Source organism: Paenibacillus odorifer, assembly GCF_000758725.1.
Classification (GTDB): domain Bacteria; phylum Bacillota; class Bacilli; order Paenibacillales; family Paenibacillaceae; genus Paenibacillus_AQ; species Paenibacillus_AQ odorifer.
On sequence record NZ_CP009428.1, the window covers coordinates 3,720,906 to 3,744,568 of the forward strand.

Genomic DNA, 23,663 nt, shown 5'->3' on the forward strand with positions numbered 1-23,663 from the left:
TGGTTTACATAAATAATGTTATGTTAACTAAAGTAGAGAGCATTAGATGCTCATTACTTTACAATTCGTATATATTCTTAATAGCTAGCCAGTTATATAAAAAAATACAGTTTCCTAGCCGTCCTTCTTGACGCTCTCTTGGTCATCCTCCACTGTCTAGCTCTCACTCGCTTAGCACCACTTTTCCATTCCATTTGCTGTTAATGGTAAACTCCTTCTTTAAGAAAAACCCGAAAACACACGGATTTTCATTTCTTAATTCGATTAATAGTTAATGTGTTGAAGTATTGGCTGGGATTGCCTTGTTGTGGATTAAAGCGCTCTTGAAACTCTCCATGGGTATAGTCCCCGATCACTTTATGCCAGAAATCACGAGCGGGCGTATTCGCACGGACTTGTGAAACCTTCCATTCACCAGGGTACATATCAAAAAGCTTATGCGCAGCCCATGTACCTACACCACTTCGGCGGTATTTTTGCATCACAAAAAACTCAGTCATATAAAACTGGCCTTCAGGATTACGCAATAACCTGTCCACCAAAGCAAAACCAGCAATATGCCCGTCCACCTTAAACAAATACGCTGATTTATTATTTCCGCTACTCCAATAAGCTTCTAGACCCGGATAGGCTGGAAATACCCCGTCTTGATTGACATCAAATTCTAAATAACGGGTGAAATCATATAGGTAGAACTGCATTAATCTGCTTATAGTATGCTTACGTTCTTTGGGAACCAGCTCAATTTCAAGTTTCATTATGTGCACCTCTGACATTTATGTTTACTTCACATCATAAAGCTTAGCGGCATCAGGAGCAAGGCTCGGCCCTAGTTTTCCCTTCATTCGAAGTCCAATCTGGGACAAAACATGTTAAGATAGAAGGAAGAGATTTTATGCAATCTATGGAAAAAGGTGAATCACATGAGCGTTCAAAAGAACGATGACCGTAAAAAACTTGATCAAAAGCTACCCCTCATGCCCTGGTTCGTTCAGCAGTTTATTGACTATAAACGACCTGATCTCTCCCCCTCCACACTGCTGGAGTATATCCGGGATTATGAATCTTTTTTCGGCTGGTTGCGGGCAGAGGGCTTATCCCAAGCCGGCTCAAATACCGAGATCACGCTTCTAGAATTGGAAACCCTACATATGGACAGTATTGTCGGATATCGGTTGCATCTAACTACCCGAGCCGAAGGTACGAACACTCGTGTTACTGTATCCCGTAAACTATCTGCATTACGCTCCTTATTTCATTATTTAAGTCAAATCGCTGAGGACGAGAACTTTTATCCATTGCTTAAGCGAAACATTATGGCTAAGGTTGAGGTCAAACGAACACATAAGCCAAAAGACACTGCCGCTAAATTAAAGGGTAAGATTTTGGAAGATGAGGAATTACTGGAGTTTGTGGGGTACATTTATGAAGGGTATGGACGGGATGTGGAAGGCAACAAACAGGCTTATTATTCGTTTCAATTGAATCACGAGCGTGATGCCTGTATTGCCAGCTTGATTCTGAACTCTGGCCTGCGTGTATCTGAGGTAGTCAATCTAAACGTAGACGATTTGGATATTAACAACAAGCTGCTCTATGTCACCCGCAAAGGGAATAATGACGAAACGTTTAAGACACCCGTCTATTTTAGAGAGCAAGCTAAAGATGATCTAGCTCTTTATCTTAGTCTGCGCCAATCTCGCTACAAAACACCCAAGAGAGAAAAGGCCTTATTTATCTCTCTCCCTAACGGGCGTCAAGAAGGCAAACGTATGACCAAACGTGCGATTCAAGAAATGATTATTAAGTACGCTAAACGCTTTGGTAAACCGTATCTTACGGTTCATAAGCTACGTCATTCTTTTGCAACAGATTATTATCTGCAAAATGATATTTATAAAACGAAGGAACAGCTCGGGCACGCATCCACCGAGACAACTGAGATCTACGCTCATCTAACGGATAAAACGATGTCTGAGGCGATCGAGCGGCGTGTCGATAATTAATCATCACAAAGGGAGCTCATACTTCGGATGAGTAGCCGCTCTTCGCTATTGCAGAGTTGTTATCGGACTTAGCTGACCTTAAACGCAAGATTATCTCATATTTGGGTGGCTAACGGACCTCAAGGTCGCTATTGGCCTGAAATACGCAAATATGAGCTCCATTCTATGAAATAGCGACGCTGAGGTCCGAAACCCCGCTTAAAAGGTGATAAATATGCAAATAAGATCATCTGGGTCCGTAAGCATCAGCGGGGGATTAATCTCGGCAGTGGCGCAGCCAATAACTCAAAACAATAGAGCAGTAACTCTTCCGATAGGAGATTTACTGCGATTTGTGTCGCCTACCCGGAAACTTTACTTTCGCTTTTCTTCAAATTTGAATTACAACCGGCGGGCACCCCTAACCCGATTATTGTTGCACTAAAAACCCACTTACGGTACGCAAGTGGGTTTTCTTATTCTAATTTCTGGGGTAACCCTCCCTTTAAAACCGGTTGTTAGCGACTATTGGGTTAGCAGGAACGCTGTTTTTTTGCTTATCTATTGTGAATTTTTCATATGTTGAAATGTTGGAAATAATACCGTTGACCTAGCAATTCTATGACGATTTCTGTGCGTGCGTGGATATCAAATACCTTTAATTACTCCAATATCTGCGGTGAAATTTTGTTCATCATCGATGGGCAGAGTACCATCCACATCTAGCCCCGAATCTCTCCTGGCAGCTTGATCACCGTTACCTTATCTCCGGCAGATAGCCCCTTTTCTTCTGGGGGTACAACTATCAAACAGTCGCTATCCTTGATCGTGACCGTTACGGAAGATTCATCAATGAGTGCCGGATAAGCAAACAAGCTGCCGTCTTTTATTTCTAAGCGAGCTCGCACAAATCTAGTAAAATTATTCACTCTTTTATAATCTGTACCGAGTGTAACGTTCCATTCCGGTAAAAAAGGCTGAGAAGCACTTTGCATCAGTGAAATCACAGGCCGTGCAAACAGTTGAAACCCAACGAAACAAGCCCCCGGATTCCCGGATAAAGCTAACAGCAGCTTACCCCCTCTAACCGCAGCAGTAGTTACGCTTCCTGGACGCATCGTCACTTTGTTGAACAACATATTACCACTTTGTTCACGAACCAAGTCGCCCATGATATCATAATCCCCCACAGAAACGCCACCCGTTGTGATCACAAAATCATAAGTTTCCAGCGCCATCTGTACTTTACTTCTAGCCAGCTCCAGATCATCCACAATAGCGCCTAACATTACTGGAACACCCCCTGTCTCTTTGACTAGAGCTTCGAGCATAGGGGAGTTACTATTGCGGATTTTGCCAGGCTCCAGCGGCTCATGCACTTCCAGCAGTTCTGTTCCTGTGGCAAAGATGGCTACCTTGGGACGACGATAGACTTTCACGGTATGTAATCCAAACGCTGCAAGAACAGCTATATCCCCCGCAGAGATTAACCTTCCTGTTGGCAATACAAGATCACCTTGGCTTAATTCGAAACCTTGAGGTGTGATATTGCTGTTTGCTTCTAGTTTTTTTCGAATACCAACGTAAGTCTTTCCTTCCTCTTCACGTCTCTCCGTGACCTCCAGCATCACCACAGCATCAGCCCCAACCGGTACTTGTGCACCAGTCATAATTCTTGCGGCTGTTCCCGGAGTTATATCTACCGCAGGCACTGCGCCACACGGAATATTATCCACAATTTCTAACCATACAACTTGTCCATTAACACAGTTACGGGTATCCCCCGCGATAATCGCATATCCATCCATACTAGATCGATTAAACGCAGGAAATGGGTGTGGAGCAATCACTTTTTCAGCCAAATAACGTCCACAACACTCATCCAGTGGTACGTCTTCTGATTCTAGCAGATTGGCATATTTGATTATTTTGGCCTGAGCTTCTTTTACTTTCAGTGCTTCACGCTGAAATTTATTATCCTTCATAAAGACCTCCGCTCTGAAACGTCGATGTTTGCAGTAATAGGTATTATTTTAACATGAGACCTCTTGAAGTAAAATTATAAACACAAAAGGCCACCATCCATGTTTATGGGCAGCAGCCTTTTCTACAAAAATGTTTTCCCGGTATAGTGATCCATTACTTCTCTACTAGGCTAGGATGCTCTAATTACCTTTACATCCCCAGGGATTATTTTCTCCCCTTCATAAAGCATAAACCGTCCATGTTGCCACTCTACGCGCAGTAGACGTGAATCATCTGATTGATATTGCCACACATGCTGCTCTCCACCATTCATAAATGGCGTCTGACCTGCAACAGCGACAAAACCTTCATATTCTTCCTCCAGGAAAAATGTATAGCCATCGAGCTCAAGAGTTGCTGGAACCTCAGCAGGATTATCTAACCGCCCATCGATAGGTCTGTACAATCCATATTGCAGCTGTTCCCGCTCTTCTATATGAAGATAAGATATCTGGCTTCCATCTCTAAGGGTCAGAACTACAGCATTACGGCCCCGATTATGTGTCCGGCCAGTGACTTCATAGGTGACAAGCGATACTTCACAAATGTCTCCGGGAGACAAATTAAGCATACTTTTTTGAACTTCCTGAGGCGCTGGCTTAGAGAAAAGGTTACCTATACGTTTCCACATACTCAACTTGATCGTTCCTCCTACATAAAGGCAGTAATAATTAAAGCACCCGTAATTTGCAGTGAACCTGATAGCAGGCCATATCCGATTTTACCAAGCTGTGTACCATGATCCAGATCCAGCTTCCCCCAATTTGCTAGTAGAAGCCGAACCGTTCTTTCTAGAATTAACAAAAGTAAAAATGATACTAACGAAATCAGCAACGCATCTAGCAAACTATTGGAAGCCGCTATCGATGAAGATAAAATGAAGGCCTGAGCTAGAAGCTTCATTACAAACCGTGTAGTCACCGCCATATTTCCAGCCTTTAACTCTTCTATATCGTTATAACGAGTAAAAAGTGAATCTATATACATCAGTACAAACAGCAACACAGCGCCGCTCACCGTCCACACGACCATGGACACCAGAATATGGAGATCCATTCTATAGCCCCCGCTTAATCATTTTGCATGCCTTTCATAAGCATAGATAAAGCGAAGAAGAAACGAATTTCTGTCTCCCCTTCGCCTGTGAACACCAGCCGTGAACCGGCTAAAGATCAAATGTTATTGCTTCTCGTATTGTTTCATCAGAGCCGCCAGTTCATCTTCAACCGCTTGATCTTTGTTCAGCTTCTCGAATTCGTCATCCAGAGATTTATTGCCTGAACTCATCTCATTGCTGGCTTCAGCCTGAGCTTCTGCTTGCAGCATTTTATCTTCCATACGTTTGAGACCTGCAGACGCTGAATCGGAGCTAAATCCGCTCATTGCTTTGTTGATCTCGGTTTGAGCTTTGGCAGCGTTATAACGTGCAACCAATGTCTCACGTTTGTTCTTCATTTGGGTAAGCTGTTTGCGCATCTCTTCAAGCTTGCCACGAAGGTTATCCGCAGAGGCTTTGTTCTGATCAAAGCTGGCTTTGTATTCTACCAGTTTAGCTTCAGCAGCATTTTTCTCTTCCAGAGCGCGGCGAGCAAGGTCAACATTACCCGCTTGAGCTGCTGCATGAGCCTGTTGGGTACGTTTGTTAACAAGCGCTTCTTGTTCTTCATACAGCTGTTTGAATTTCTTCTCAATGGCGATTTGCGCCGCTACAGCTTTTTCTGCATCTTCTAAATCTTCGGTCATATCACGAATGTATTGATCTGTCATTTTAATCGGGTCTTCTGCTTTGTCAATAATCGCGTTCACATTAGACATGGTTAAATCGCGCAATCTTTTAAATATAGACATGGTTTCATTCCTCCAAAAGATAATTTAATTCCTCACATGCTATCTTTTACGTAGAATTGCCACTACCGTTTCATATTTGTTGCGCTAAATATTGATTTACTTTTAAATTCACAATTTCCACGACTTCCATAATACCTTCTTTCGTGAGATTGTCGTAATGAATCCCCATCACTACTGTGACCGTCTTGTTCAGCGCTTCAGCTACTCTGATCGCAATGGGCTCGCTTATCGTATGCTCTTTATGATGAGGAACCGCTGAAGTCAGTACTTTAACCTGCTCCCCCTCCAGATAAGCAGTACTCATCGCACCAATATGCCGAACACCTCCACTAATTAAGAGCAAGAGATCACGTCCGACAGCCGTCGCCTTCAGCTCAATATCCTCAGGATCAATCTGGTTAGTAGTCAATAGTATTCCCCTCACTGCTTCACTTTATATAATGCCCCGTATTTCCTCTAGTGATTGAATATTTTCTTCAACCATAAATTGCTCAAGCTCTGCAACTAGCTGACTACCTGCACGCAAATTCATGAAATTATAAGTTCCCACTTGGATAACTGCAGCACCTGCCATAATAAACTCGATGATATCCGTCGCTGAAGTGATGCCACCCATTCCGATCACGGGAATCGTTACGTTTTGTGCAACTTGATGCACCATACGCAGAGCGACAGGCTTAATCGCAGGTCCAGACAATCCAGCATATAAGTTATTAAATACACTGCTTCTGCGGCGGACATCAATCTTCATTCCTGAGATCGTGTTGATGAGCGAGACAGCGTCTGCCCCCTCTTCCTGACACATTTGTGCCATTTCAACGATATTTTCGGCTCCCGGCGACAGCTTTACAGCGAGGGGCAGTTTAGTTGCGCGTCTAACAGCCTGTACTACTTTTTGAGCTTCTGAAGTTTGGATCCCAAACGCAATGCCGCCCTCTTTAACATTTGGACAAGAAATATTCAATTCAATCATGTCCACTGCTGTCTTACCTGCACTCGCACGAGCATCTGCATCCCGCTGAATCATCTCAGCACCAAGAACATAATCTTCAAGTGTGCCTCCACCCAGGTTGACCAAACGAGCAGTATCGAGTGTTTCCCAATAAGGGCATTCTTTATCTATAAATGCAGCTACACCCGGATTCTCGAGTCCCACACTATTCAGCATACCAGAAGCTGTCTCATATACACGAGTGCCGGGATTCCCCGCTTTCGGATTGAGGGTTAACCCCTTGCCAGAGATTCCACCCAGCAGAGACACATCATACAGCTTGCCATATTCACGGCCAAAACCAAACGTTCCAGAGGCCATTATAATTGGATTTTTAAAATGAACGCCAGCAATTGTTGTGTTCAACTTAGTCATGGAAAATCACCTCCTCAGAAAGAAACACAGGTCCGTCTGCACAGGCCTTCTTTTGACCATCACGGCAGGATACACTGCAGACCAGACAGGCTCCAATCCCACAAGCCATTCGGTTCTCTAGAGAAAGGTATACTTTCGTTCTACTGCCTGCTTCTTCAGCAGCAATGCCTTTACGTTGAGCAGCTTTAAGCATAGGGTGTGGGCCGCAGACAAAGACATGATCATATTGGCTGAAATCCACACTATCCAAAATTAAACCGCCAACATCGACTACAAGTTCACTTGCAAGTGGGCGAAACGCTTCTGTCCGGTAAGCTTCACGGCTAAAGCCCAAAAAGATATCACTCCCCGGAAGCTGCTTCGCACAATAATATAGCGGTGCAATTCCGATCCCACCGCCGATGAGCGCAACCTTCCCTTCAACCTGTGGAAATCCATTTCCAAAAGGGCCCTCAAGCTCTACCGAATCACCTGAACCCAGTCGTGAGAATATCTCCGTACCTTCCCCAACTACGTGATACAGAAATTCAACACTATCCTCGTGTACTTCATGTATACTTAAGGGTCTGGATAGGATGGGGTAAGCTCCCCATGCCCGTAACATGTAGAATTGACCCATTGCTCCGCCACTATTCGTCTCTACCTTAAGGTGATACACACCATCTGTCAGCCGTTCGTTACTTAGAACCGTCCCCACGTTATCAAGCTCCTTCAAATTTTATCTTTATTAAGATTGCCTTAGAAGGAGCATAAAATCTGTGACAAACTTCACATCGAAAACGGTCTAGCCTCTTTTCCAAATCCCACGTTCATAAGGTTTAGGTACATCATGTACGCCACCAAGCGCTTCTTCAGCATGTAAAGCCCAATAAGGATCACTTAACATCCCACGGCCAATAGCTACAAGCTCCGCCCTTTTTTCTGCAATGATGGACTGTGCCTCAGAATAGGCTTCAAGCCGTCCTACCGCAATTACTGGCACTTGTAATCCACTGCGAATATATTCTGCCAGATCTGCTTGGTAGGCTGGGCCCGCATTAGGTCCACCATTAGAGCCAATGGGCCCTTCACCACCTGAAGACACATGGAACATATCCACTCCAGCATCCTTATATCGGCGGCAAAACTCCAGGGCATAGGCAGCATCATATCCACCATCAACATATTCTTTCGCGGATACCCTCATGATCAAGGGCATATCTACTGGCACTACTTCTCGGATTGCTGCAACTACTTGTTCTCCAAAAAGTGCAGGATCTTGTCCATATTCATCCTCTCTGAGGTTGGACAGAGGTGAATGAAACTGGTGAATTAAGTAACCATGCGCACCATGAATCTCCACAGTATCAAATCCTGCCTCCACAGCTCTACGAGCGGCATCACGAAAGGCTTCTATCATCTCAAGGATGCCTTCCTTAGAAAGCGCCTGTGGCTACTTAGAACGAGCATCAAAAGGAATTGCAGAAGGTGCAACCGGCGGCTCAGCATCGACCGCTTTACGTCCGGCATGCCCTAGTTGAATGGCTATTTTTGCTCCATAGGCATGTACACTATCTGTGAGCTTACGATACGCCTCTATATGCGTATCACTCCAAATCCCTGTATCCCGGTTCGTTATTCTACCGTCCGGATGTACTCCAGTCATCTCGACAATGATTAGACCAGTACCTCCAATAGCACGGCTTACATAATGAACAAAATGCCAATCATTGGGGATGCCATCCTCTTTATCCACCGAATACTGGCACATAGGTGGCATAACAATACGATTTTTCAGCGTTAAACCCTTCAATTCATAAGGTGCAAACAATTCTGACATCCTTGTCCCCATCCTTCCACCTGTCTATAATTGGCCCGGGAATATCCCGTTCTATTTAGTATACACGCATTAGTGTGTGCAAGAAATCTTTACCAGAGACCTTGAAGAAACGGCATAAATTCATCCTTCAATGGAGATAACAATGAAGAATATGGTGATGATCAGGTAGTAAAGGAGGCATTTGGGGATGTATGATCAACGGAGAGTCCAGAAACTGCTAGTAGTATTAGGATCAATCATTGTCCTGCTATTTCCAACCTCTTCAGCAGAGGTTGCTTCAGCTCCAGCTCAGAATCAGAAGTCCTCACAGGATCAAATTAAAAGTACGCAGACCACTGACGAAGACAAGGCGATATCTGCGGGAACTTCTACTACAAATAATTCAACGAGCAGCAACAATAAGAACACTAAGGGCTTGTCTCTGAGTCAGCTATTACACAAATATCCCGAGACCTTTAAGACCAGCGGTCCTCGGAATAAAGTCATCGCCTTAACTTTTGACGATGTGCCTGACCCAAGGTTTACACCCCAATTGCTAGATGTTCTTAAAAAATATCATGTCAAAGCAACCTTCTTCGTGGTAGGAAGCCGAGCTGAGAAACATCCTGCTCTAGTGAAGCGGATGATTAGAGAAGGACATGCTATTGGAAATCACTCTTATGACCATCCTCAGTTTGTGAAGCTGAAGATGCATGATTTCAGATCACAGATCATTGAGACCGAGAACATTATTCAAACCTTGGCCGGATATAAACCACGCCTGATTCGTCCACCCTATGGAGATATCTCTGAGCAACAATTGAGATGGGCAAAAAATCATGGTTATAAGCTCGTAAATTGGAATGTGGATTCGTTGGACTGGAAGGGACTTTCCAAAACTCAAGTTAGAAACAACATCTTAGCTAATGCAGGAAAAGGAGCAATTATACTTCAGCATGGTGGAGGTGGGCCGGGTAGTGATCTTAGTGGAACGATTCAGGCTTTACCTGAGGTAATCACGATTATGCGTAAACGCGGCTATTCTTTCGTTACCGTGCCTCAATTGCTTCAGGTCTCTAAAAATAAATAAATAAATAAGAAACGGAGGCAGCCGCTAAGGACTCCCTCCGTTTCTTATTTAACCTATTTAAAACCATTCCATATCTCTGTATAAATCTCTATATTTTTATCTAGCTATTTAACAATGTATAATTGTACATATTGATAACCAAAATCCGCTACAAAGCTTTGGCTGCCTGGAATAAAGATATCGATGCGGTTACCTTTAATGGCACTTCCCATATCGGTTGCAGTAGCCAGAAAAGCTTCTTTAGGCAATCCTGAGTGTGAATGGCCGGTAACCAACACTTTTGTTCCAAGAGGAATTACACTTGGATCAACCGCAATGGTTCCTAGCTTAAGTGGGTTTCCAAAATAATCAACCGCACCCCAGCCTCCATTCTCACTAGCCGCTGAGGAATAAGCAGAAGCCTTAACTTGTATCGTTTTCTCATAGTTAAATGACTTGCCCCATGCTTCAACTGTTTTTGATTCTGGAGTAACATTCAGGCTTGGGGTAAGCACTGGAGTTTCTGTCGTAGCTACAGACTCTGCTTGCATTTTACTAGGGATCGTTATTTTAAGTCCATCGTAAATATTAAGAGCTGCAACGTTTGGATTAGCTTTCATTAGATCATTAACACCGACATTGTATTGTTGAGAAAGAGTATAGAAAGTATTGCCTTCCTTTGCAATATGAACGCTGTCTGCAAAAGCAGGAGCGGTGTGCAGCAATGCACTAATTCCCATAACTGCAGCAAGGGTTTTAATGGTTCTGAACTTGTTCTTCATAAATGCCTCCTCTTTAGATGGGCGTAAGCGGTATGACTTCCGTATACGCTCGTGTACATTTCCTGTACTTATGTACATCTTGTGTGATGTCCTGATGTATTGTTGTCTTTTGTAAAACTGACAGGACTTAATATATCACAATTTTGTAACCTATGCGTATGTAATTGTTACCATTCTGAAATAACATGTTTAATTATTGTCTTTGATCCGCTGATTAGTTAACATAATTTTCATTATGTTAACTAATCAGCGACAATCATATCCTATTATATAAGATAATTAAATAATATTCTTTGAGATTTTACATAGATTTAACATTTCGTGCCTCATCCAATAGTAAAATGATAGAATATGATAAATAGATTTGAGATACAGACATCGAAGCATATTTGGAGGTCCCATGAATACAGAAGAGATTAAAAACAACCAAAGCAGTCCAGCCACTGCTTACCTCAATAGGGATTTGAGCTGGATCGAATTTAACCGCCGTGTACTCAAGGAGGCGCAGGACCCTGATAACCCTTTAATGGAACGTGCCAGATTTCTGGCAATCGTCTCGAGCAATCTGGATGAATTCATAAGCGTTCGCGTAGCGGGAATTCAAGATCAGATCCGGGCGGGTTATACTAAAAAAGATTTCACAGGCTACACCCCTTCCGGGCTGTATAAACGCCTCATCAAACGCGTAACCAAAATCATTGCCGATCAATACCGGACATTCCGTGATATTTCGCGGAGTTTGCATAAAGAAGGCATAGTATTTGTGGATTATAAGGATCTTACCCATGCCCAAGAGCAGTCCATAGAACAGTATTACCGGGATATCATCTATCCTGTACTTACGCCAATGGCTGTTGATCAGAGCCGGCCGTTTCCACTCGTGCACAGCCAGTTTATCTACCTAGCTGTTGTTCTTACTCGTAAGAATGGCCTTGAAGAGGAGCCTTATTTTGCTATCCTGCAAATTCCTTCGAATCTGCCAAGATGTATCCCTCTTCCACACCGCTCTAATAGTAAGAAAAGACAATTTGTATTTATTGAAGATGTGATCCGCCATCACATTCAAACCTTATTCAGCGGTTACGAACCTGTTGCGGTTAGTGAGTTTCGTTTGACTCGTAACTCAGATCTTACAATCGATGAGGAAGGTGCCGAGGATCTGCTGGAAGAGATCGAAAAAGAGCTGCGCAAGCGTCGTCGCGGGGTGCCTGCTCGTCTGGAGGTACAAAAAGGTATCCATCCCTATGCTCTTGAGCAGCTACAAGCTGAATTTGAGCTGGAGGACTTCGTATTTGAAATAGAAGGTCCGCTCGATCTGGGCTTTCTTCGTAATTTTGCCGGAAGCTTAAAAGGTTTTAGTTACTTGAACTATCCACCTATTGAGCCGGTCTACCCTGCTGAATTTCAAGAAAACGAGGATTTCTTCGAGGTGCTGCGTGAACGGGATGTATTAGTCTACCACCCTTACGAGTCTTTTGATGCGATGACAGACTTTATCATTCAAGCTTCAGAAGATGAGCAAGTGATGGCTATTAAAATGACCTTATACCGCGTCAGCGGAAATTCTCCACTTATCACTGCACTAGCCAATGCTGCGGAGTCTGGCAAGCAAGTTACAGTGGTTGTAGAGTTAAAAGCCCGATTTGATGAGGAACGGAACATCGCTTGGGCACGCCAGCTTGAAAAATCAGGCTGTCATGTCGTTTATGGTCTGATCGGACTCAAAACGCATGCCAAAGTGACCTTGATTGTCCGCCAGGAAGGCCCTGAACTGCGTCGTTACGTGCATGTAGGCACAGGAAACTATAATGACAGTACAGCCAAGGCTTACACGGATCTCAGTCTATTCACCGCCCAAAGCGATATCGGACTGGATGCTTCCGAGCTGTTTAATCAAATGACTGGATATTCGGCTAATTTTGACTGGCATTCCTTCATTGTAGCGCCAACGAATATGAGCTTATCCCTGCAAAAGCTAATGATGCGTGAAGCTGAACATGCGCGGGCAGGCAGACCCGCACGAATAATCGCCAAGATGAACTCACTCTCTAATCAGCAAGTGATCGACGATTTATATGGCGCAGCCCAAGCCGGTGTCTCCATTGACTTAATCGTGCGAGGGGTTTGCTGCCTACGTCCGGGAATAGAGGGCTTAAGTGAAAACATTACAGTACGCAGTATCGTAGACCGTTTTCTGGAGCACTCCCGGATCTATTATTTCGAAAATGGCGGCAAACCTGAGGTGTATTTATCCAGTGCCGACTGGATGACTAGAAACCTAACCCGCCGGATTGAGCTGATGTGTCCTGTCAGAGACAGCGGCATTCGCAAACAGATCGTCAAGATTCTAGAGTTGTCTCTACAAGATAATGTTAAAGCCAGCTTCTTGCAGGCTAATGGATATTACGAACAACCAGACGACAAAAAGGCCCCTTTCCGGAGCCAGTTTGCTGCAATGGATGTTACACGTTGGAAGGGAAGCCGAGTTTTACCTTCACCGCCCAAGCATTCTTAAACGCTTTTATCGCGTTCTCAATGTCCTCTAAGCCAATTAGCAGTGCTGATGCGCCCTCTAAGTCCAGATGAAGCGTATTGCCGTGCAGATTGGCCTTCAGGCCGCTTACAATCCCAATCTCGGTGCTGTCCAGCGCAATGCTAAGCTGGACAAGCGATCCGAGCTTATGAATCCACTCTTCGTCGGATGGCAGCAAAATGTCCTTATGTTGTTGGGACAATTTCTGCTTCCGGCTTTTTGTGCTGTATGAGGCAATCATAGCGCAAAGAATAAGCTGACGGTGGGTAAGTCCACGAATCGGTGAATTCATCAACCAATACAAAGTATGTCGTTTGGATTGGTAATAGTTAATATTCGTTCCCGTACGATGCAGCATGATGGACACATAGATTAACATCTCGTGCTCTGCTCTATTCGATTCATCTTTAAATGCGTCAAACAGGCTGAGCGCTAGCTTGTTGATATGATCTAAATACCGTTTAGAGGTATGAATATCAAAGCGAATGATCGTGTTTAAGCTATATTCCAAAGCACTAGCACGCACTGGCTGCTCCGGCTCCAGCAGATCATGCAGCAAACCTTCTCTGAGTCCTTCCCCGCTGATCACCGCCTCACTCGCCCCAATATACTGATACACCGTATGAAAAATAATCAACCCGGATACAATGATATCCGCCCGACTCTTAGATAATCCATCTAAATCCTTACGTTTTTCGTAAGGCATTGAAGGTAGGGTGTTCATAAAGTGCTCGATTGTCTCACTGGTCATCGTATAACCGTGGGAGTTAGGCAATGAGTATGCTCGTGTCTTCTGATCCAGCTTCCCCAAAGAACGAACCGTCCCTCCTAAACCGAATAAAGGAAGCCCAGCTTTGGCATTTAGCCAATCATGCTCAACCAGCCTGCCCAGAACAAAGGTCTGCAGCTTGTGAATCTGCTCATCGCTCCAATTCCCACCTTGGCCAAACATTAGGTTGGTATTTACTGCCCCAAACGGGAAAGAAATGCTGTGTTGATAACGCCGCTGACAAAAAAGAGTGATTTCAGTACTCCCGCCACCAATATCAATGACATAACCATCCTCAACATTAAAGGCATTAATAACACCCAAGAAGCCATAATATGCCTCCTGGTGGCCACTGATCACCTCAATCGGAATGGAAGAAGATTGTGACAAAAAGCTTATTATTTCGCTTGAGTTAGCTGCATTACGAATAGCTGCCGTTGCACCCGCCCGAATGGTTTCCACTGCAAAAGCATTGCAGATTTCCTTAAACTGCCGCAAGACCGGAACAATCGTTTCCATGTCCTTTTGTTCCAGTCTATTCTCCTTCGTAATCTTCTCACTAAGGCGAGCGGAGTACTTACACTCCTTGATGATCTTATAGCCTCCTTCGCGCGTTGTATCATAAATTACAAGACGAATGGAGTTCGAACCAATATCAATAATGCCTATCCGGTGTAGATCATCTCTCATTATGTATGTACTCCTTTTCCTGTTGATTGACTGACCATCTATTATACATGGTTTACATAAATAAATGAACTCAGTCCCAGCGATATATCCCCACATTACCCTCAGGACCCTATAACAAAACGGCCACCGGATACTTGTCCAGGGCCGTTTTGACGAATTCTTTATAATACTTTACTTAAAAAATCCTTAGTCCGAGCATGTGTAGGATTACCAAATACTTGTTCAGGAGTACCCTGTTCAACGATTACCCCGCCATCCATAAACAGAATGCGGTCACCCACTTCACGGGCAAAGCCCATCTCATGTGTAACAATAACCATTGTCATTCCGTCTTCGGCAAGCTTTTTCATAACCTCAAGTACCTCTCCTACCATTTCCGGATCAAGCGCTGAGGTAGGCTCATCAAAAAGCATCACATGCGGCTGCATGGCTAATGCACGAGCAATCGCAATCCGCTGCTTCTGTCCACCGGACAATTGAGCTGGATAAACATCCTTTTTATCTTCAAGCCCTACAGTCTTGAGGAGCTCCATTGCGAATTTATCGGCCACAGCCTGTTGCTGTTTTCTTACTTTAATCGGTGCGAGTGTAATGTTTTGCAGAACGGTTTTGTGCGGAAAAAGGTTGAACTGTTGAAAAACCATCCCCATCTTCTCACGCGTTGCATTGATATCATGCTTCTTTGAGGTGATCGATTCCCCTTCAAAAGTGATCTCTCCACCTGTAGGCTGCTCCAATAGATTCAAGCAACGCAGAAAGGTACTTTTTCCCGAACCACTGGGCCCGATTACAACGACAACCTCACCCTTTTTAATCTCCAAATCGATTCCCTTGAGAATCTCCAGCTTTCCATAATGCTTCTGCAGGTTCTTAACGGCGATCATCGGTATTCAGCCTCCTTTCGAGTCTACCTAGGATCTTGGAAAGCGTAAATGTTAGAACAAAATACATAAAGGCAGCAATCACGAGTGGTGTCATACCATCATACGAAATCGTTGTAACCGTACGAGCTTGAAACATCAAATCCGTTACTCCGATAAATGAAATAATTGATGATTCCTTGATAATGGTAATGAATTCATTACCGATTGCCGGAAGTACACTTTTAAGTGCCTGAGGAAGTACAATATGACGCATTGTCATCCCTTGTTTCATTCCAAGTGAACGTGCGGCCTCCGTTTGTCCACGATCGACACCCTGAATTCCGGCGCGAAATATTTCTGCCAGATAAGCAGAACTGTTAATGGAGAGTGTAATCGCCCCGGACTGAATCGGAGTAAACTCAATCCCAAACGTCGCCAGCCCGTAATGGATGAGAAACAGTTGCACAAGCATTGGAGTGCCCCGCAAAAATTCAACCCAAGCAGTGGCTAAGAAACGTAACACTCTCCATTTTGACATCCGTAGTAGAGAGACGATAATCCCAAGAATGAAGCCAAAAAAGACACCAAGAACAGCAAGAAGCAAGGTATATTGTAATCCAGTCAAGAAAAGATCACGATAATCATAAGCCATTCTAAATAAAGTAATATCCAATATCTTATCCCCCTATCTCCAAAAAAATAGAAAATAGCAAAGTTCCGCTATTTTCTGTAATACACATACAATTTACTTCAGCAGACCTAAAACAATATCCATTCCTTACTTCGTGCTTTCAGCAAGCTCACTGGCTGCCGCTACATATTCATCAATCTTACCTTCTGATTCTAGACGTTTAAGTGTTGCATTTACTTTATCTAGAAGCTCTGTATTGCCTTTTTTAATACCAATTGCGTATCCATCATCTTCTACTTCAGGCTTAGCATCGGTAATTACAAGACCCGCTAAATTCTTAACAAAAGATTTGGCTACAGGTCCTTCAATAATTGCTGTATCGATACGGTTAGATTGCAATTGCAGAACGATCTCGGAGATTTTACCAAGAGAAGTGATCTTTGCGCCTTCAATCTCTTTGGCGATTTCTTCTTGAATAGAGCCTGTCTGTACACCAATTTTGGTGCCCTTCACCGCGTCCATAGTAGCGTATTTATCTTTATCTGCTTCGCGCACTACAATAGCTTGCTCTGCTTTGTAATAAATATCTGAGAGTTCAACCGCTTTTTTGCGTTCTTCAGTCGGGCTAAGACCGGAAATCACCATATCTACACGTCCACTGGACAATTCGTTAAGCAGTGAATCAAAAGGCAGATCCTTAACTTCAAGCTCAGCGCCCATGTCAGCAGCAATTTCCTTAGCGATGTCGATATCGAAACCTACGATAGTATCTTTTCCGTCCACTACTTTATGGAATTCGTACGGAGGAAAATCTGCACTTGTTCCCATAATCAGCTTTTTAGTAACTGCACCGGAATTTGCATTACCACTAGCAGCGGTATCATTATCATTTTTATTTTGACCGCAGCCTGAGAGCAGACCTACCGCTAATACCATTCCTAAACTAAGTTTACCCCATTTGTTCATTTCTATATCTCCCCTATTCATATGAAAAAATCTAAGTTGACCCAATGACTGACTTATTATAAATCAGAACGCATGAATATGCAAAGGCATAATTGTGACAATAACTTCCTTTTAATGGATTTCTATGAGGGTAATTCTATAATACACAACTAAAAAACCGCTTTTATTCACGATGAAGCAAGATTTATACATTTTTACTATCCCCTATACTAGCTAAATCATTCGATTGTTCATTCCCTTATGTCATAAAAAAAAGGACTGCTCCCAGAGTATTTACCATACTCCCGGGTGCAATCCCTTATTAACCCATTACAGAATTTGTTAAACTTTATCTTGTTATATCATCATAGATATCCATGTACTGTTGAGCGGATACATTCCAGCTATAATCTCCCGCGAATGCATTTTTTGTGATCTTTTTCCAATGTTCAGGCTGCTTGTAAAAAGAAAGTGCCCGGCGCAGCGTAAACATCATATCGTGAGCATTATAATTGCTGAACGTAAAGCCATTGCCTTCACCGGTTTCTTCATTATAAGCGTGCACAGTATCATTGAGGCCACCTGTCTCACGTACAACGGGTATACTACCATAGCGCAAAGCGAGCAGCTGACTGATGCCACATGGCTCAAACTTGGACGGCATAAGGAAGATATCGCTGGCAGCATATATTTTACGTGAGAGTGCATCATTAAATAGGATCTGTGAAGACAGCTTTGTCGGATAACGCCATGCTGCTTCCTTGAACCAACGCTCGTAGGATTCATCACCAGTTCCAAGCAGCACAAATTGAATATCATCGTGATATAGCAGCTCATCCAGCACTCGGGTAAGCAGATCTAAGCCTTTGGAGTCCACAAGACGCGTGACCATAGCTACCATTGGGATATTAGCATCTACTGGTAATCCCAGCTCTTCCTGCAAGGCTACTTTGTTCTCCGTCTTCTTGGTCAAATTAGAACGATAACGGGTGACAAGGCTGGAATCTGTCGCTGGATTATAACTTTTAGTATCAATGCCATTCACAATCCCACTTAAAACATCTGACCGTGCGTTCAATAAACCATCCAGGCCGTAACCATAATAAGGTGTGCGAATTTCTTCTGAATAGGTCGGACTAACGGTCGTGACCCGATCACTGAATACAATCCCGCCTTTTAAGAAATTCACATTACCATAGTACTCCACACTACCAAAATAACTGCTATCCAGACCTAACAGCTCTCCAAGTACCTCATAAGGAAACACTCCCTGATACAACAGGTTATGTATTGTAAATACACTCCGCATTTCACTGTAAAATGGATTGTGACGATAATGCCCCTGTAGGAGCATTGGAATTACGGCCGCGTGCCAATCATGGCAATGCAGAACATCAGGCTGGAAATCAATGGCCGGCAGACACTCCAGTACTGCACGATTATAGAACGCAAACCGTTCACCATCGTCCATATAACCATAAATTCCATCACGCCCAAAATAATACTCATTGTCGATAAAATAAACGGGGATACCCTCATAGATAATGCGTTCAATTCCACAGTATTGTTTTCGCCAGCCAATTGGGACATACACTTCCGTTAAATGCTCCATTTGAGCGGTGAACTTGTCAGGAATCCCACGATATTTAGGCAAAATCACTCGTACATCTACCCCGGCAGCCTTCAGCGCTTTAGGTAGTGCTCCAATGACATCGGCCAAACCACCCGTTTTGACAAAAGGATGGGCTTCAGCTGCGGCAAATAAAACTTTCATGATTATTTCCCCCTTAAACTGTACGGATTCTCTATTCGTACTTAGATCTATAACTCTTTTGCCTCTTTATTCTTACCCATTCGTGACGTTTTTTTAAACACCAGGAAGCTAAGGGGCGGAAGAGTCAGCTCTATGCTGTTCACCTGATTGTGCCATTCCAGCTTAACGCTCTTTTGAGGGACATTGTGCAATCCGGAACCGCCGTACTCTACATTTTCGGAGCTAAAGAACTCTTCATATGTCCCAGCCCGTGGCACGCCTATACGATAATTGTGCCGTTCTACCGGTTGGAAATTGATGACAATAAGCAGCGTATCTCCTGGTTTCTTCCCTCGGCGTATATACGAAATCACACTTTGATCATTGTCATCTGCATCAATCCACTGATAACCTTCTTGAGCATGATCCAGCTCCCACAGCGCTTTTTCGGAGCGGTACAGTTTATTAAGTGCAGCCGTGTAGGCAAGCATCCGACGATGGCTCTCATAATCCAACAGCAGCCAGTCCAGCTGCTCCTGATCCTTCCATTCGATAAACTGACCGAACTCTCCACCCATAAACAGAAGCTTTTTACCGGGATGTGAGATCTGATATCCCAGCAGCTGTCTGAGCCCTGCAAACTTCTGTTCATAAGCACCTGGCATTTTGTCTAACAAAGACTTCTTGCCGTGGACAACCTCGTCATGCGATAGCGGCAATGCGTAATTTTCGGCATAAGCATAACATATTGGGAACGTAAGTAAATTATGATGATAAGGGCGCCCACCAAAATCATGTTCTATGTAGCCTAGCGTATCATTCATCCAACCCATATTCCATTTGTAATTGAAGCCAAGGCCTCCTTCATGCACTGGTGCAGTAACCCCCGGCCAAGCACTGGATTCCTCCGCCATCATCAATGCTTTTGGGAAATAATGAAAGATAGCCTTGTTCAGATTCTGGATAAATTTGATGGCTTCCAGATTCTCCAATCCACCGTTAACATTCCGCCGATATTGATGATCCCGCTTTTCGAAATCTAATCGAAGCATACTGGTAACCGCATCTACACGCATTCCGTCGATATGATAATACTCAAACCAAAACAGCGCATTAGAAATAAGAAAAGAAGAAATCTCCGGCTTACTGAAATCAAACGAAAGTGTCCCCCAGCCTGGTTTTTCAGCTAACATTGGATCGGCATATTCATAAAGTGGCGCTCCATCAAACATACGTAATCCGTGTGCGTCTTTGGCAAAGTGAGCTGGAACCCAATCTAAAATCACACCGATACCTGCCTGATGCAGCTGATCGATCAAATACATCAACTCATGGGGTTCGCCATAACGGCTGGTTGCCGCAAAATACCCCGTCCCTTGATAACCCCAGGATAGATCGTATGGATGTTCTGCCAGCGGCATAAATTCCACGTGTGTATAGTTCAGCTCCACCAAATAAGGAATTAAGAGCTCGCTCATTTCCCGATAGGTGTAGAACTCTCCATCTTCTTTTTGACGCCAGGTACCGAAGTGCATTTCATAAATGTTCATTGGTTGTTGATAAGGCGCTTTGCTTTTCCGACGCCATGCTGCATCTCCCCATCGGTAGCCATCCAGTTCTGCTACTACCGAAGCCGTTGCCGGTCGAACCTCGGCTTTGAAAGCAAAAGGATCCGCTTTTAGGAAACTTGATCCATCTGAGGCAAGAATCCTGTATTTGTAAAAAGTTCCCGGCTGTATTCCCGGAAAAAAACGACTCCAAAATCCTGAATCGGGTATCTTATATAACGAGTCCACGCCCTGTGTTCCGTCCCAATCATTATGATCACCAGCTAGTCCTACATATGTCGCATGAGGAGCCCACACGGTAAAGCGCACACCGGTAACGCCTTCTTCAGCGGCAGTGTGTGCACCCAGCATAGAATAGCTGCGATAATTGGTGCCCTCATGGAACAGATAGATATCAGCAGCTGACGGAAGGGTCTCGATTTTTGCTTTTTCAGCCAATTCTACACCACCTTTTTCAATGTGCTTGTACCTATTACCTTACCCGAATATTACCATTTTGAAAATGTTTTGATGTTAAAAGAAAAGATTTTCTGATAAAGAAATATTAATTGTAATTTTTCTGTTTACAAAGCAATATATTTCACCTATGTCGTTTCAAGCGCTTGTCGTAAGTTTATATTACAAGCATTGACAAAATAATGGGAGGGATAACAAATGAACAACAAAAAAGATTGTATCGCCATGTTATTGGCAGGAGGGGAAGGCCGCAGATTGGCTCCCTTGACTTCCAGTATGGCTAAGCCTGCAGTCCCTTTCGGTGGACAGTATAAAATTATTGATTTCCCGCTAAGTAACTGTGTAAATTCGAACATTGATACAGTAGGTGTTCTGACACAATACGAAGCTGACTCTTTGCATAATCATATCGGTGAAGGCGAGCCTTGGGGCTTAGTTAGTCAAAAGGATAAAGGTGTCACATTGCTTCCTTCAGGTGTTGAAGGCAGAGACAGTTATACAGGAACTGCTGATGCGATTTATAAAAACATTGACTTTATTGATAGCCGCAACCCAGAACATGTGCTCATTCTATCCGGTGATCATATTTACCATATGAATTACCGTAAGATGCTGAATTATCATATTGAAAAAGGAGCAAAAGCAACTATCTCCGTAATGGAGGTTCCTTGGGATGAGGCTAGTCGTTTTGGAGTAATGAACGTAAACGATGATCTGAAAATTTCCGAATTTGCGGAAAAACCTAAAGTACCAAAAAGTAATCTTGCTTCAATGGGTATCTACCTGTTCGAGTGGGCTTATCTGAAGGAGCACTTGTTGCGGGATGCAGCTAATCCTAATTCCAGCCATGACTTTGGTAAAGACGTTATTCCTACCATGCTGGATCAGAATGATGATTTATTCGCTTACCGTTTCAAGGGTTACTGGAGAGATGTAGGTACAGTCGGCAGTCTCTGGGAAGCACATATGGACCTTCTGCAAAAAGACAATGGCATGAAGTTAGACAAGACTCATTGGCCTATGTATAGTCGGGTTCGCCGGACTAAGCTTGCAGTTCATAAACCACGTGTACAGATCCCGTCAACGGACTCTCTCGTGAATGAATCCTGCTCCCAAGAAGGTAGTCTACAACGTTCTGTAGTCTTTAATGGGGTAGAAATCGGTAAGATGAGCCAGATCAAACAAAGTGTTATTATGCCTGGAGCTCGCATTGGTCGTGGAGTATTGATTGAGAATGCCATTATTGGTGAAGGGGCAATCATTAAGGATGGCGCAGTCATCAAGGGAAGCATAAATAATATCGTTGTCGTTGGACCACATGAGACTGTGGCTGCCAAGCCGGCGGTCCGAAACCAACCTTCCCGTCTGTTTCAGGATGTGTATGAGAAGACAGGACGTTTGCGTGAAGTTCTTCCTTCATAACAACCATTATATAGAAAAATACTTTATATAAAAAGGGGCTGTTGTCCTGGTCGATCATGACCAGAGCAACAGCCTCTTCGGTTGTAAAGAATTAATGATCTTATGAATTACGGCTAGCCGTCCATTCTCTGTCTAATATGCTCATTTCCACACAATCTACATAATGCTCTCCGAATAAAGCGGACTCACGTTGAACACCCTCCCGCTTAAAGCCAACAGCTTCATAAGCTTTCAGGGCAGCTGTATTGAAATCGAAAGCGCCTAGAGACAGACGATGCAGGTCCAGACCTTCAAATCCAATTCGAAGCATTTCTTGCATCACCCGTTTACCAATGCCTCTACCTTGAAACTCAGGGTCCACTACTACCCTCCCGATACGTGCAGAACGATTAACCCGGTCAATGGCAGAAAAGCTAATATGGCCCACTACCTGCTGCGTAGCTTCCTGAATTGCACAGAAGATAAGGCGATCGGATAAGCCTGGATGATTAGCATCCGTTAAGTATTTAACAAGCTGCTCATCGTCTAAAGGATAAGTAAGCGAAGGTCCTGCCCACTGCTTCAGATACTCTGGAGAAACACTCCAGCGCTTTAAGTGTTCAAAATCAGATTCTGATATAAACCTGAGGATCAGACGGTCTGACTCAGCACTCTCCTCAAAATGTTCATATAAGTTCACTAAACGACCATTTCCCATATCGTTAGTGCCCATGTAGTGAAAACCCATGCTCTGATAATAACGATTGAGCTTAATGTTATGTGCCACAGTGTCAAACCTAAGACTCTTACAGCCTAGATCTTTGGCTAGCACTACTGCATATTTAAGCATTTGCTGTCCAAGTCCTCGGCCGCGGTGGGAGTCTTTCACAGCCAATCGGTGCAAATAAGCGTAGGACTCATCATTTTTACTGCCCCAGTACTGTGGATCACTGAATTGCAACGTGAACATGCCAACTACAGCCCCATCGTCAAGGGCTAAATAAACATGTCTGTCAGCGAAATATCCTGCAATATCGGTCTCATTAAATTGTCCGGGTGTCCATTGGTTAATCCCGTTACGCTCCATCCATCCTGCCGCTTCTTGCAACAGCCTCAAGATGTCGTTAACCCGATCAGGCTCTCCACGAACTATACGGATCGAATTCTTCGTTATCCCCATC

General features: G+C 43.8%; 20 protein-coding genes and 1 pseudogene. 4 read left to right on the forward strand and 17 right to left on the reverse strand.

What is annotated here, in order from left to right:
* Positions 1 to 248: 248 nt before the first annotated feature.
* Entirely contained in the window at positions 249 to 758 is a 510-nt protein-coding gene (locus PODO_RS16155; protein ID WP_052097079.1) for a GNAT family N-acetyltransferase, read from the reverse strand.
* A 165-nt stretch (positions 759 to 923) separates the two neighbouring features.
* Between PODO_RS16155 and xerS the strand changes: the two genes are divergently transcribed.
* Entirely contained in the window at positions 924 to 2,006 is a 1,083-nt protein-coding gene (gene xerS, locus PODO_RS16160; RefSeq protein WP_036687613.1) for a tyrosine recombinase XerS, read from the forward strand.
* A gap of 701 nt (positions 2,007 to 2,707) precedes the next feature.
* On the opposite strand, the gene PODO_RS16165 is transcribed toward xerS, so the two are convergent.
* The 8 genes and pseudogenes from PODO_RS16165 to PODO_RS16200 all read right to left on the reverse strand — a co-directional run bounded on the left by PODO_RS16165 (position 2,708) and on the right by PODO_RS16200 (position 9,043).
* Positions 2,708 to 3,970, reverse strand: coding sequence for a molybdopterin molybdotransferase MoeA (locus tag PODO_RS16165; RefSeq protein WP_038571510.1), 1,263 nt, complete (start codon positions 3,968 to 3,970; stop codon positions 2,708 to 2,710).
* 170 nt (positions 3,971 to 4,140) lie between these two features.
* Positions 4,141 to 4,647 (reverse strand): DUF4178 domain-containing protein, encoded by a 507-nt coding sequence (locus PODO_RS16170; protein ID WP_036687616.1) that lies wholly within the window; start codon positions 4,645 to 4,647, stop codon positions 4,141 to 4,143.
* A 14-nt stretch (positions 4,648 to 4,661) separates the two neighbouring features.
* Positions 4,662 to 5,066 carry a DUF350 domain-containing protein gene (locus tag PODO_RS16175; RefSeq protein ID WP_036687618.1) on the reverse strand — a complete coding sequence of 135 codons (405 nt, stop codon included), beginning with the start codon at positions 5,064 to 5,066 and terminating at the stop codon, positions 4,662 to 4,664.
* 123 nt (positions 5,067 to 5,189) lie between these two features.
* Positions 5,190 to 5,858 carry a PspA/IM30 family protein gene (locus PODO_RS16180; protein ID WP_036687619.1) on the reverse strand — a complete coding sequence of 223 codons (669 nt, stop codon included), beginning with the start codon at positions 5,856 to 5,858 and terminating at the stop codon, positions 5,190 to 5,192.
* A 70-nt stretch (positions 5,859 to 5,928) separates the two neighbouring features.
* On the reverse strand, positions 5,929 to 6,267 hold the full coding sequence (gene lpdD / locus PODO_RS16185) for a prenylated flavin chaperone LpdD (RefSeq protein ID WP_244886346.1): 339 nt from the start codon (positions 6,265 to 6,267) through the stop codon (positions 5,929 to 5,931).
* Positions 6,268 to 6,291: 24 nt separating this feature from the next.
* Complete coding sequence (locus PODO_RS16190; RefSeq protein ID WP_038571513.1) at positions 6,292 to 7,224, reverse strand: dihydroorotate dehydrogenase; 933 nt, start codon at positions 7,222 to 7,224, stop codon at positions 6,292 to 6,294.
* Entirely contained in the window at positions 7,217 to 7,921 is a 705-nt protein-coding gene (locus PODO_RS16195) for a dihydroorotate dehydrogenase electron transfer subunit (protein ID WP_038571515.1), read from the reverse strand. Before PODO_RS16195 ends, PODO_RS16190 begins: the two co-directional genes overlap by 8 nt.
* Positions 7,922 to 8,008: 87 nt before the next feature.
* A pseudogene (locus PODO_RS16200) lies at positions 8,009 to 9,043 on the reverse strand (NADH:flavin oxidoreductase/NADH oxidase).
* 187 nt (positions 9,044 to 9,230) lie between these two features.
* Between PODO_RS16200 and PODO_RS16205 the strand changes: the two are divergent.
* Complete coding sequence (locus PODO_RS16205; protein WP_036687626.1) at positions 9,231 to 10,112, forward strand: polysaccharide deacetylase family protein; 882 nt, start codon at positions 9,231 to 9,233, stop codon at positions 10,110 to 10,112.
* Between the two features lie 104 nt (positions 10,113 to 10,216).
* On the opposite strand, the gene PODO_RS16210 is transcribed toward PODO_RS16205, so the two are convergent.
* On the reverse strand, positions 10,217 to 10,873 hold the full coding sequence (locus PODO_RS16210) for a 3D domain-containing protein (protein WP_038571518.1): 657 nt from the start codon (positions 10,871 to 10,873) through the stop codon (positions 10,217 to 10,219).
* 400 nt (positions 10,874 to 11,273) lie between these two features.
* On the opposite strand from PODO_RS16210, the gene ppk1 reads away from it, so the two are divergent.
* A complete protein-coding gene (ppk1, locus tag PODO_RS16215) occupies positions 11,274 to 13,388 on the forward strand; it encodes a polyphosphate kinase 1 (RefSeq protein ID WP_036687629.1) in 2,115 nt (704 codons plus the stop codon).
* Here ppk1 and PODO_RS16220 read toward each other — a convergent pair.
* The 6 genes from PODO_RS16220 to glgB form a co-directional block, all read right to left on the reverse strand.
* Positions 13,336 to 14,865 carry a Ppx/GppA phosphatase family protein gene (locus PODO_RS16220; protein WP_038571520.1) on the reverse strand — a complete coding sequence of 510 codons (1,530 nt, stop codon included), beginning with the start codon at positions 14,863 to 14,865 and terminating at the stop codon, positions 13,336 to 13,338. The two genes, ppk1 and PODO_RS16220, sit on opposite strands and share 53 nt — an antisense overlap.
* A 161-nt stretch (positions 14,866 to 15,026) precedes the next feature.
* Positions 15,027 to 15,749 (reverse strand): amino acid ABC transporter ATP-binding protein, encoded by a 723-nt coding sequence (locus PODO_RS16225; RefSeq protein WP_036687633.1) that lies wholly within the window; start codon positions 15,747 to 15,749, stop codon positions 15,027 to 15,029.
* Positions 15,736 to 16,401 (reverse strand): amino acid ABC transporter permease, encoded by a 666-nt coding sequence (locus tag PODO_RS32325; protein ID WP_235219554.1) that lies wholly within the window; start codon positions 16,399 to 16,401, stop codon positions 15,736 to 15,738. Before PODO_RS32325 ends, PODO_RS16225 begins: the two co-directional genes overlap by 14 nt.
* Positions 16,402 to 16,506: 105 nt before the next feature.
* Positions 16,507 to 17,325 (reverse strand): transporter substrate-binding domain-containing protein, encoded by an 819-nt coding sequence (locus PODO_RS32330; protein ID WP_036687634.1) that lies wholly within the window; start codon positions 17,323 to 17,325, stop codon positions 16,507 to 16,509.
* Between the two features lie 328 nt (positions 17,326 to 17,653).
* Positions 17,654 to 19,078 (reverse strand): glycogen synthase GlgA, encoded by a 1,425-nt coding sequence (gene glgA, locus PODO_RS16240; RefSeq protein ID WP_036687636.1) that lies wholly within the window; start codon positions 19,076 to 19,078, stop codon positions 17,654 to 17,656.
* 47 nt (positions 19,079 to 19,125) lie between these two features.
* Positions 19,126 to 21,063 carry a 1,4-alpha-glucan branching protein GlgB gene (glgB, locus tag PODO_RS16245; RefSeq protein ID WP_038571523.1) on the reverse strand — a complete coding sequence of 646 codons (1,938 nt, stop codon included), beginning with the start codon at positions 21,061 to 21,063 and terminating at the stop codon, positions 19,126 to 19,128.
* Positions 21,064 to 21,279: 216 nt separating this feature from the next.
* Between glgB and PODO_RS16250 the strand changes: the two genes are divergently transcribed.
* A complete protein-coding gene (locus PODO_RS16250) occupies positions 21,280 to 22,503 on the forward strand; it encodes a glucose-1-phosphate adenylyltransferase (RefSeq protein ID WP_036687640.1) in 1,224 nt (407 codons plus the stop codon).
* Between the two features lie 100 nt (positions 22,504 to 22,603).
* Here PODO_RS16250 and PODO_RS31515 read toward each other — a convergent pair whose 3' ends face one another.
* Entirely contained in the window at positions 22,604 to 23,662 is a 1,059-nt protein-coding gene (locus PODO_RS31515; RefSeq protein ID WP_051491525.1) for a GNAT family N-acetyltransferase, read from the reverse strand.
* Position 23,663: the final 1 nt, after the last annotated feature.